Source organism: Streptomyces californicus, from assembly GCF_000717645.1.
In the GTDB taxonomy this organism is placed as follows: Bacteria; Actinomycetota; Actinomycetes; order Streptomycetales; family Streptomycetaceae; genus Streptomyces; species Streptomyces californicus.
In genome coordinates this window covers 191,489-202,437 of record NZ_JNZZ01000009.1, presented here as the reverse complement: position 1 = coordinate 202,437, position 10,949 = coordinate 191,489, and the positions used below count along the sequence as shown (strand labels likewise).

The window sequence follows — 10,949 nt, the reverse complement described above, 5'->3', positions numbered from 1 at the left end:
GTGAGGGGGAGGCGCCGGGGGCGTGGGGCTGCGGCGAGTGGGGGGTCCAGGGGGCGTGGGACTGCGGCGAATGGGGCGGCCAGGAGGCGTCCGGCTCCGGCGCGTGCGAGGTGTGGGGCGCGTACGTTTCCGGCGCTTGGGGGGCCCAGGAGGCGTCCGGGTGCGGCGAATACGAGGTGCTGGGCGCGTCCGGCTGGGGTGGGCGGGCCTCCGTCTCGGCGCCGCGCTGGCGGGGCACGTCGTGCCCGGGGCTCATGGTGGCGGGGCTCGCGGTGGCGGGGCCGCCGGGCGGGCCGGCCGCGAAGGCGCCGGGGCCCGCCGCGCCGTGGTGTTCGAGCGCACCCGGTATCCGCCTGATGCGAAGGGTGTCCGTCGTCCCGCCGTGGCCCGTCTCCGCCCGGTTCCAGGCCCGCTCGGCCTGCTCCCACACGGACGCGAGGTGGTGCGGCGGGACGCCCGTCACCTCGGCGAGGGCCACGACGGCCTCGCGCGGGGGGAGTTGCCGCCCGTCGAGGTACTGCTCCCAGGATGCCGTGCCGCACCCCGTGCGGGCGGCCAAGGCGTCGGGGGTCAGCCCGCTCCGGCCGACGAGTCCGCGCAGTCGGCCGGCGAACTCCCTGATCTGCGGATCGAGTTCTTCGGGCAGAGCGTTCCAACGAGACATGGTCTTCTTCCCTTCCCCCTTCGTGTCCCCCGGGGTGTGCTTGCTTGTACCGCGCCGTGGCCGGCCTCCGGCCCGTGCTCCCCGGCCCGTCCGCCGCAGGGCCGTCCGGGCCCGGCGGCGGGCCGCCCCCGAGCGTGCGTCGAGCCGGACGTCCGCTCCTGACAAGGGGGCGCACGGAAGCACACGGATCGGGGAGCGCGTCCCCCGCGCCTCGAACACCGCGCCGGTCACCGCCCGGCAGCCGCACCGCTGCTCCGTACCGCTCTGTGCGCCGTGGCCGTGCGCCGTGGCTCTGCGCCGTGCCAGTCTGCCATCGTTGCGCGACGATCACACCGTGCCGGAATGGTCACTTCCGTGCCACAGGCCACAGTGATCGCTTGTTCCGGTCCCTCATGTCCATGACGCTGGATGCGGGACGGGGCAAGACAGCCCATCTCGGCGCATATCGGGGCTTCTTCCCCGGTCGCCCCGTTTCCGCCGTGGTGTCCGTCCCTTCTCGGGGGTAGGGACGGACACCACGGGCGGAGCCTCACGCCCCCGGCCCGACGACCGGCCGCCGGACGCCCTCCTAGCGGATCGTGAAGCGGACCGCGTCCTCCAGGATCGGGACGTCGAGCCACGGCCGGGGCTGCGCGACCAGTGCGAGCAGCACGATCAACGTGCCCATCAGCCCGTACGTGACCAGGTCGGTGAAGCGGGACCGTACCGCCAGCATCCCGACCGAGGGCACCGCCCACCGCAGTACGGCGCCGGTGATCAGCGCGCAGCCGATGAGGATGGTCCCGGTGCGGAACGCCTCCGCGAACGGGTCCAGCGCCACGATCAGCAGCCCGAGGCCCGCCGCGCAGAGCACGGTGAGCAGTGGCCACTGCCGGGCCGGGGCGGGCGCGTCGCCGGACGCCGCCCGGCCGCCGCCCTCGGGCCGGGCGGTGTCCCGGGTGAACCGGGGGAACCGCCGCGACCTGGTTCGGCCGCGGGCCGCACCCCCCTGCTCGGCGGAGGCGGCGGAGGCGGAACCGGGGTCGGAGGCGGAAGCGCCTGCGGACCGCTCGGCGGGCTCACCGCCGCCCTGCTCGGCGGAGGCGGAAGCGGAGTCGTCCGCAGGCCGCTCGGCGGAATCGCCGTCGCCCCGCCCGGCCGACCCGCCCCCGGGCCGCGCGGCGGACGGCTCGGCAGCCCCGTCCGGCCCGTCCGCCGCCCGGCCCGCCGGGGCGGGGTCGGCCGGACTCGTACCAGCACCCATGGGGTCAGCCCGCGGTGGCGGCGTCGGCGGCCTCGGCGGCGGCGCGCTCGGCCGCCTCGACCACGTTGACCAGCAGCTGGGCGCGGGTCATCGGGCCGACGCCCCCGGGGTTCGGGGCGACCCAGGCGGCCACCTCGCGGACCCCAGGGTGCACGTCCCCGACGATCTTGCCGTTCTCGTCGCGGCTGACGCCGACGTCGAGCACGGCCGCGCCCGGCTTCACGTCCTCCGGCTTGATCAGGTGCTGGACCCCGGCGGCGGCGACGATGATGTCGGCCTGCCGCAGATGGGCGGAGAGGTCCCGGGTGCCGGTGTGGCACTGGGTCACCGTGGCGTTCTCCGACTTGCGGGTCAGCAGCAGCGGGATGGACCGGCCGATGGTGACGCCGCGTCCGACGACCACGACGTGCGCCCCGGCGATCTCCACACCGTGCGCGCGCAGCAGTTGGACGACGCCCTGCGGGGTGCAGGGCAGCGGACCGGTCTCGTTGAGGACGAGACGGCCGAGGCTCATCGGGTGCAGCCCGTCGGCGTCCTTCGCCGGGTCCATCAGCTCCAGGACCCGGTTGGTGTCGATGCCCTTCGGCAGCGGCAGCTGGACGATGTAGCCGGTGCACTCCGGGTTGGCGTTCAGCTCCCGGACGACGTCCTCGATCTCCTCCTGGGTGGCGGTGTCGGGGAGTTCGCGCTGGATGGAGCCGATGCCGACCTCCGCGCAGTCGCGGTGCTTGCCGTTGACGTACCACCGGCTGCCCGGGTCGTCCCCGACGAGCAGGGTGCCGAGGCCGGGAGTGATACCCCGGTCCTTGAGGGCCGCCACACGGACGGTCAGGTCGGACTTGATCGCGGCAGCGGTGGCCTTGCCGTCGAGAATCTGGGCAGTCATGGGCCCATCCTCGCGGATGACCCCGCCCGCTTACCAATTGCCGCCGCGCACCACCCGCCCCACATTGCACTTGCACAACGCTCACGGGCTGGACTGGACAAACTTACTTCACGTTTATAAGCATGATGTCCGCAGTGCCGCAGGGAGTAACGGGGGGCGGATCGCTGACACCTCTTTCCTCCGTGTGCCCGCAGGGCGGCACGACGTCCCCGCGCATCGTTGGAGGAAGACCCCGCATGAGTTTCGGCGACCCCAATAACCCGTACGCCCAGCAGCCCGGCCAGCCCCCGCAGCAGCCCGGCCAGCCGCCGCAGCAGCCCGGTTACGGCTACCCGCAGGCTCCCGGAGGGGTGCCGCAGCAGGGGTACGGCTACCCCCAGGCGGGCGGGCAGCAGCCCGGCACCCTCCAGGCCAACAACGGCTACATCAACATCCCGGCCCTGGGCACCGTCCAGATCGCCTCGATGGGCCGCCGCCTCGGCGCTCGCGCCATCGACGGCGTGGTCATGAGCATCATCCTGAGCATCCTGATGGCGGTCGGGCTGGCCGGAGCCGTCGGGATCGCGCAGGACTGCGACTCGTACTCGCCCTACTCCCCCGAGTACAACGACTGCGTGAACGACGCCGGCGCCAGTCTCGTCGCCGTGATGTTCACCTGGATCGCCGTCATCGCCGTCTTCACGCTGCTCTACGAGTGGCTGATGGTCTCGTTCCTCGGCGCCACCGTCGGCAAGCTCGCCCTCGGCCTGCGCGTCGTCAAGGAGAACAGCGGCGGCCTTCCGGGCATCGGCGGCAGCTTCATCCGCTACATCATCCCGATCGTCGGCGCCTTCCTCTGCTACATCGGGGCCATCCTGGTCTACCTGTCGCCGTTCTTCGACAACTCCGGCAAGCTCCAGGGCTGGCACGACCGCGCCGCCGGCACGCTGGTCATCAAGAAGTAAGAGGTAACCGCGGGGCGACGGTGCGCGTCCGCACGACCACGAGGGGCCGGAGGAATCCGGCCCCTCGTGCTGTGCCGGGCGGCCGCGTCAGCGGAACCGGTCCGGCGCCGGCGTCGTCCGCTCCATCACCACGAAGCTGCCGGCCCGGTGCTTGAGCCGGTAGCGCGCCTCGGGGTGCAGCTGCTCGGCGTACGCCACCGGGTCCTCGATCGGGCGCGACCAGCCGAAGTCGAGGTTGATGGCGACGATGTCGGGCGCGGTGCCGGGCGCTCCGCCGACCCAGTAGACGGTGCGGTCGGAGGTGAGGTGGGCCATCAGCGTGATGTCCGTCTCGACCCGCGATCCCGGCGGGATGGCGTCGAGCGCCGCCCGCGCCGTCTGGCTGCGGACGTCGTCGGTGCGGTAGGTCTCCGGGCGCAACAGATCGCGCAGCGGCAGGTGCTGGGTCATCGCGACGGCGATCGCGGCCGCGACGGGGACGGCGACCTTGGCGTACGAGGCGAGCCAGGGGCGGTGCGAACCGCGGCTGCGGCGGACGCCGTCGACCAGCGCGAGGAAGAGCACCGGCATGAGGATCGCGCTGTAGTGCCAGACCATGCCCCAGTGGTTGCTGTCCTGCGAGAGCAGCCGCCAGCCGAGGGTGGGGACGATCAGCAGCGTCAGCGGTGAACGCAGCGCCAGGAAACCGGTGATGCCGAGCAGGAAGACCAGCATCTCGATCTTGACCGAGGAGTTGAGGACGCCGAGGACGGAGTCCAGCATCGAGACGTCCTGCTCGCCGTTCTTGTCGATCTTCTGCCAGTAGTCGTACGTTCCGGCGCTGCTGGCCGCCGGGATGAGCACCATGAGCGTGACCACGAACGCGGCGACCCCGAACGCGGCGAGCAGCGCGCCCTGGAGCCGGCGGCCGTACACGAAGAGCAGGAAGCCGACGACCGCGACGGTCGCGCCGAGGTCCTCCTTGACCAGGACGAGCGGGAGCGACCAGAGCAGGGCGGCCGTGTACCGCTCCAGGAGCAGCGCCCGGCAGACCAGGGCGAGCAGCGGAACGGCGAAGGCGATCTCGTGGAAGTCGGCCTTGACCGCCTCCTGGATGCCCCAGGAGAGCCCGTACGCGACGGTGACGCAGAGGCCGGAACGGCCGCCGAGGACCTGCTGTGCGGTACGGCCGACGACGGCGGCGCCGAGGGCGAACAGCGCGGCCTGGGCGAAGAGGAGGGCGGCGGCGGACGGCCAGACCCAGTACAGCGGGGCCAGCAGCGCCACGATCGGGGAGAAGTGGTCGCCGAGGATCAGATAGCCGGGGCCCTTGATGTTCACGACCGGGGCGTCGAACCCGGCGTACGCCCGGACCTCCTGCTCGAAGATCCCGAGGTCCCAGGAGGGCGAGCCGAAGCGGGCCCACTGGAAGTACCCGTAGAGGAAGTAGAGCGCGCAGAGGACCGTGGCGGCGATGAGGTACGGGCGCCACGGGACGCGGGCGGGGGCGGCCTCCCCCGCGGCCGGGGAGCCGTCCGCCGGGCGGGCGTCCGGGCCCGGGTCCTGGGCGGGCAGGCGCCCCGGCTCCGATCGGTCCGTTCCACTCTTGTTCAGCTCAAGCACGGTGACTGCTCCCGCCGGGGATCGCTGCGGCCGTGTTCTCGAAGGGTCCGGTCAGGAGGGTGCTGTGCCGTGCCGTGAGAACGCCGTGTCATTAGAACAGAGCGGCGAGCCTCTTCCGTACGACGCACCACGACGCACGAGGACGCACAACGACGCACGAGGACGGCGGCCGCACCCGGAGTGGGTGCGGCCGCCGTCCTCGTGGAGCGATCAGTGGAAGAAGTGGCGCGTGCCCGTGAAGTACATCGTCACGCCGGCCTTCTGCGCGGCCTCGATCACCAGCTCGTCGCGGACCGATCCGCCGGGCTGGACGACGGCCTTGATCCCGGCGGCCGTGAGGATCTCCAGGCCGTCGGGGAACGGGAAGAACGCGTCGGACGCGGCGTACGAGCCGGCGGCCCGCTCCTCGCCCGCCCGCTCGACGGCGAGCTTCGCGGAGTCGACCCGGTTGACCTGGCCCATGCCGACGCCGACCGACGCGCCGTCCTTGGCGAGCAGGATCGCGTTGGACTTGACCGCGCGGCAGGCCTTCCACGCGAAGGCCAGCTCGCGCAGCTGGTCCTCGGAGAGCGCCTCACCGGTGGCGAGCGTCCAGCCGGCCGGGTCGTCGCCGTCGGCCTGGAGGCGGTCGGCGACCTGGAGCAGCGCGCCGCCGTCGATCGGCTTGACCTCGAACGCGGCGGCGGGGGCCTCGGGGGCGCGCAGCACGCGGATGTTCTTCTTGCGGGCCAGCACCTCGACGGCGCCGTCCTCGTAGGCCGGGGCGACGATGACCTCGGTGAAGATCTCCGCGACCTGCTCGGCCAGCTCGACGGTGACCGGGCGGTTGACGGCGATGACGCCGCCGAACGCGGAGAGCGGGTCGCAGGCGTGGGCCTTGCGGTGCGCCTCGGCGACGTCGGCGCCGATCGCGATGCCGCACGGGTTGGCGTGCTTGATGATCGCGACGCACGGCTCGGCGTGGTCGTACGCGGCGCGGCGGGCGGCGTCGGTGTCCGTGTAGTTGTTGTAGGACATCTCCTTGCCGTGCAGCTGCTCGGCCTCGGCGAGGCCGCCGTCGCCGGAGGTGTAGAGCGCGGCGGGCTGGTGCGGGTTCTCGCCGTAGCGCAGGACGTTCTTGCGGGCGAAGGTGTCGCCCAGGAACTCCGGGAGGCCCGAGTCGTCGGCGGCCGCGTAGTCGTCCGCGAACCAGGAGGCGACGGCCACGTCGTAGGCGGCGGTGTGCTGGAACGCCTCGGCGGCGAGCCGCTTGCGGGCGGTCAGGTCGAAGCCGCCCGCCTTGACGGCCGCGAGGACGTCCGCGTACCGCTCGGGGCTGGTGACGACGGCGACGGAGGGGTGGTTCTTGGCGGCGGCGCGGACCATCGAGGGGCCGCCGATGTCGATCTGCTCGACGCACTCGTCGTCGGAGGCGCCCGAGGCGACGGTCGCCTTGAACGGGTAGAGGTTCACCACGACCAGGTCGAAGGGCTCGACGCCCAGCTCGGCGAGCTGCTCGCGGTGGGCGTCCAGGCGCAGGTCGGCGAGGATGCCGGCGTGCACGCGGGGGTGCAGGGTCTTGACCCGGCCGTCCAGGCACTCCGGGAAGCCGGTCAGCTCCTCGACCTTGGTGACCGGGACCCCGGCGGCGGCGATCTTCCCGGCGGTGGAGCCGGTGGAGACGAGTTCGACGCCCGCCTCGTGCAGACCGCGGGCGAGGTCTTCGAGCCCCGTCTTGTCGTAGACGCTGACCAGGGCGCGGCGGATGGGCTTATTCACCGACATGACCGAGATGAACCTTTCGTCCCTCAATGCGATGGCCGTCACGGGCGATCCGCCCCACGGCCTCGACGAGCAGCGAGCGCTCGACTTCCTTGATGCGTTCATGGAGGGCCGCTTCGCCCTCCGGGGTGTCCTCCTCGGTCACCTCGACCACGCCCTGCGCGATGATCGGACCGGTGTCGACGCCGTCGTCGACGAAGTGGACGGTGCAGCCCGTGACCTTGACGCCGTACGCGAGCGCGTCGCGCACCCCGTGGGCGCCGGGGAAGCTGGGCAGCAGGGCGGGGTGGGTGTTGACGGTCCGCCCGCCGAAGGCGGCGAGGAACGCCGGGCCCACGATCTTCATGAAGCCCGCCGACACCACGAGATCCGGACGGTGCTCGGCGACCAGCGCGGCGAGCGCCTCGTCCCACGCCCCGCGCGTCGCGTGGTCCTTGACCTTGCACACGAACGTGGGGATCCCGGCCCGCTCGGCGCGCTCCACGCCGCCGGTCCCGTCGCGGTCCGCGCCGACCGCGACGATCTCCGCCCCGTACGCCGGATCGTCGCCGATGGCGTCGAGGAGCGCCTGGAGATTCGTACCGGAGCCGGAGACCAGCACGACCAGCCGGGCGGGAGGAGCGACGGGGGACGGGGAGGGCGGGGAGGCCACGTCGGGGCCCTTTCTCAGGTGATGACCGCGCGATGACGCAGGTGGCGACGGTGCGGAGACGCTCTTTGTAGGGTCGTACGAGAGAATCGCTTCGCCCGATACGGGGAACCCTACGAACGGGCCGACCGTCAGCAACGATACCGGCACACCCGACGGCCCCCACGGGACGGGGGCGTGACCGGGAGGTAGCGTCAGGGGACAGCGAACCGTCCACCGGGCGGACGAACCGTCCCGCACGCGGACGGACCCGTCCCACGGGCGCACATGACGAGATGGGGAAGACGTTCACCACATGCCGGACCGACGCCGTCGCACCGACTTCCGCCTTCCCCGGCCCGAGCGGCCCGCCCCGCTGACGCGGGAGCGCTCGTCCTCCTCGCAGGAGCCGTCCGGGTCCTCCGGCTCGTCCGGGTCCTCCGGCTCGCCCACCGGTGGAGGCTCGCAGGACGACAACCCGTTCGCGCCGCCGCCCGCGGACCGGCCCGACCAGCCGTGGCGGCCGCGCCGCCCCCACGCGTCGGGCGGTCAGGGCGGCCGGCACGGAACCGAGGGCTCCGACGAGAACGGGAACGGCTCCGGCTCCTCGGCCGACCGCCCGGCGTGGGGCAGCCAGTGGAGCGACCGGCAGCCCGGCCGGGGCGGCGGCGGTTTCGGCGGCCGGCCCGGCGGCAACGGGTCCGGCGGGCCGGGCGGCAAGAACGGCAACGACCGCGGCGGGCCCGGCGGCCTGCGCTGGGACCCCCGGGACCCCGCGCAGCGGCGCGCCCGCTACGCGGTGCTCGGCGGTATGTGGGCCTTCTTCTTCGCGCTCTTCGACTTCCCGGAGATCGCCCTGCTGCTCGGCTCGCTCGCGACGTACTGGGCGATCAGCGCGCTCCGCGCCCCGGCGAAGGACGCCTCCGGGGGCGACGGCACGGGCACGCCGGGGGCCGCGTCCGGATCCGGTTCCGCGTCCGCCTCAGCCCCGGCCTCCGCTTCGGCTGCGGCTTCCGCTTCGGCCGGTGAGGGCGGGGCGGGAGCGCCGGGGCGGAGCGTCGCCGGTCGCCAGCAGACCACGGCGGCCGTCAGCGGCCTGGTCACCGCTCTGCTGGCGCTCCTCATCGTGGCGACGACGTTCACCGTGCAGCTCGTCTACCGCGACTACTACACCTGCGTGAACGACGCCCTGACCAAGTCCGGCGCGCTGGCCTGCAACGACCAGCTGCCGAAGCCGCTGGAACCGTTCTTCGGCGTCAAGGAGTAGCCGCCGGGCCGTCGCCGTCCGCGCCCTGCCCGTCCGTCGTGTCCTTCACGGCTTTCGCGTCTTTCGCGGCTGCGCCGTCGGCACCACGGCCCGCACCGGAAGCGGCGGGTCCGGCAGTCCCGGCAGGTTCGGCGAGTCCGGCGAGGCCGGCGGGTTCGGAAGGGCCGGCCGGTTCGGAGGGGCCAGCGGGTCCGGCGGGTCCGGCGGGAAAGTCGGCCATCAGGCCGCCGGAACTCCGTTGCAGGGAGGCCCACCGGGCCTCCCTCGCGCCCTTCTCGTGCCACGGGTCGGTCGGCAGGAAGTCGTACGGCTCGAACCCCGGGCCGTCCGAGCCCGCCACCGTTCCGGACTGCGCGCCGAAGGCCGCCCCGGGGGCCTTGGCCGGGGACTTGGCGGACGCCTTGGCGGGGGCCGGGTCCGCAGGACCGCCCGGCCCGCCGTCACCGTCCGCCGCGACCCGTCCGCGCCACGGCGCCCACCAGCGGCGCGGACGCCCGGCGGCTCCGCCCGCGTCCTCCTCGTACGCCCCCTCGAACTCGTCCTCGAACGCCTCCTCGTACGTGGCCCGTCCGTCCCCGGCGTCCGCGTCGGCCGCCGGGGGTTCCTGCGCATCGGCGACGTCCCCGCGCCAGGCCCAGCCCGGCGTACGCAGCCGCCACAGGCGCAGCAGCAGAGCCGCCGGTACGCCGATGACGGCCGTCCACGCGAAGGCGGCCGGTCCGGTCAGCCACCACACCGGGCCGAACGCGCTCAGCTCCCCCGTGCCGAGCGGCCCCCCGGCCCACGCCGCGAGCACCGCCGTCGCCAGGCCGCACCCCAGCGCGGCGAGCAGAGTCACCCGGGCCGTCTCGCGCCAGCTCCACGCCTGCGCGCGGGGCACGTCGGCCGGGGCGGCCCTGCGTACGGTGAACCAGGCGACGGCCATCGCGGCCGCCACAGGGACCGCCGCGGCCGCCCAGTTCGACCAGTTCCCCGGCCCCGGCTCCGGCACGGCCGCCAGCAGGGGGAAGCGCGGCAACGCCGGGGCCCCGTCGAGGCCCAGCGGGGTGGCGGTGGCTCCCGCACCGAGCGCGAACCCGGGCCCGAGCCCGTAGGACGCTCCCCACAGCGCGGCGTTCGGCACGAGCGCGACGGCCAGCAGCAGGACGGCGATGCGCCCCGCCCAGTCCCCCGCGAGCCCGAGGAACGCGTCCTGCGCCACCGCCGCGTTCCGGCCGAGGGCCACGGCCACCAGCAGCGCACCGCCTCCGAGCAGCACCGCGACGCCCACCGCCGCCGACCGGCACGCCGCATCGGCCCGGTCCCGGAACAGCGTCCGGGCGACGGCCTCCTGAAGGGCGAGGGGCGACCAGGACGGCAGGGGCCCGAGCGGCCGTCCGGCCGCCGTCCACACCCCGGCCGCCGCCGCGCCGGCCACCACCACCGCCACCGGGAACGCCAGCGTGTCCGGGTCCGCGCGCAGCGCACCGCCGCGCGCGTAGGCCGCCGCGCCCGCCACGACCAGCAGGTAGCCGGCGGTCACCGCGCAGAACGCGCCCGTCCGCGAGGGCGCCGGGCCCCCCTCCTCCGGGTCCGCCGCGTCGCGCGCTGCCCGGTGCGTCAGCCAGAGCGGGCCCACCGCGAGCAGCAGCGGCACCACGCCCACGGGGGCCGGGACACCGCTCAGGGTGTCGGGCCGCACGAGCCCCGCGCCGTGCGCGAGCAGCCAGATCCCGGCGGCGGCGCGCAGCGCACCGTCCGGCCCGCTGTCGGGATACGGGGAGCTGATCCAGACCACGACGACCAGCACCGCCAGCGCGCCGAGCCCGAGCCCGGCGGCGACGACGCCCCGCAGCAAGGCGGAGACGAGGGCCGGCGCGCGATTCCGATCAGCCGTCACCTGGGGGGCGCGCTGCGTCACTTGGGTCACGCGGCCATGCTGCCAACGACACGCGCTTTCTGCGCGTAACGCGCG

General features: G+C 74.1%; 9 protein-coding genes. 2 read left to right on the top strand and 7 right to left on the bottom strand.

The features are described 5' to 3' along the window. The 3 genes from IF19_RS1000000135415 to IF19_RS0114885 form a co-directional block, all read right to left on the bottom strand. Positions 1-664: helix-turn-helix domain-containing protein (locus IF19_RS1000000135415; RefSeq protein WP_030276849.1), on the bottom strand; the 664-nt coding region annotated here is incomplete at its 3' end. A 568-nt stretch (positions 665-1,232) separates the two neighbouring features. After that, the gene (locus IF19_RS0114890) at positions 1,233-1,907 is read right to left on the bottom strand and encodes a DUF3017 domain-containing protein (protein WP_030120830.1); all 675 of its coding nucleotides are present in this window, start codon (positions 1,905-1,907) and stop codon (positions 1,233-1,235) included. Positions 1,908-1,911: 4 nt separating this feature from the next. Continuing rightward, the gene (locus IF19_RS0114885) at positions 1,912-2,793 is read right to left on the bottom strand and encodes a bifunctional methylenetetrahydrofolate dehydrogenase/methenyltetrahydrofolate cyclohydrolase (RefSeq protein WP_030112699.1); all 882 of its coding nucleotides are present in this window, start codon (positions 2,791-2,793) and stop codon (positions 1,912-1,914) included. Positions 2,794-3,029: 236 nt separating this feature from the next. On the opposite strand from IF19_RS0114885, the gene IF19_RS0114880 reads away from it, so the two are divergent. Continuing rightward, positions 3,030-3,737, top strand: coding sequence for an RDD family protein (locus tag IF19_RS0114880; RefSeq protein WP_030112700.1), 708 nt, complete (start codon positions 3,030-3,032; stop codon positions 3,735-3,737). Positions 3,738-3,824: 87 nt separating this feature from the next. Here the strand turns inward: IF19_RS0114880 and IF19_RS0114875 are convergent, their stop codons facing one another. The 3 genes from IF19_RS0114875 to purN form a co-directional block, all read right to left on the bottom strand. Further along, on the bottom strand, positions 3,825-5,339 hold the full coding sequence (locus IF19_RS0114875; RefSeq protein ID WP_030112701.1) for a DUF2079 domain-containing protein: 1,515 nt from the start codon (positions 5,337-5,339) through the stop codon (positions 3,825-3,827). Between the two features lie 210 nt (positions 5,340-5,549). Further along, positions 5,550-7,103, bottom strand: a complete 1,554-nt coding sequence (purH, locus tag IF19_RS0114870; RefSeq protein ID WP_030112702.1) for a bifunctional phosphoribosylaminoimidazolecarboxamide formyltransferase/IMP cyclohydrolase — start codon at positions 7,101-7,103, stop codon at positions 5,550-5,552. Then, positions 7,090-7,752 carry a phosphoribosylglycinamide formyltransferase gene (gene purN / locus IF19_RS0114865; protein WP_030112703.1) on the bottom strand — a complete coding sequence of 221 codons (663 nt, stop codon included), beginning with the start codon at positions 7,750-7,752 and terminating at the stop codon, positions 7,090-7,092. The genes purH and purN overlap by 14 nt, the downstream gene beginning before the upstream one ends. Positions 7,753-8,044: 292 nt before the next feature. Between purN and IF19_RS0114860 the strand changes: the two genes are divergently transcribed. Further along, positions 8,045-8,995, top strand: coding sequence for a hypothetical protein (locus IF19_RS0114860; RefSeq protein WP_030276847.1), 951 nt, complete (start codon positions 8,045-8,047; stop codon positions 8,993-8,995). Here IF19_RS0114860 and IF19_RS0114855 read toward each other — a convergent pair. Then, a complete protein-coding gene (locus IF19_RS0114855) occupies positions 8,985-10,895 on the bottom strand; it encodes a cell division protein PerM (protein ID WP_078580513.1) in 1,911 nt (636 codons plus the stop codon). The two genes, IF19_RS0114860 and IF19_RS0114855, sit on opposite strands and share 11 nt — an antisense overlap. Positions 10,896-10,949: the final 54 nt, after the last annotated feature.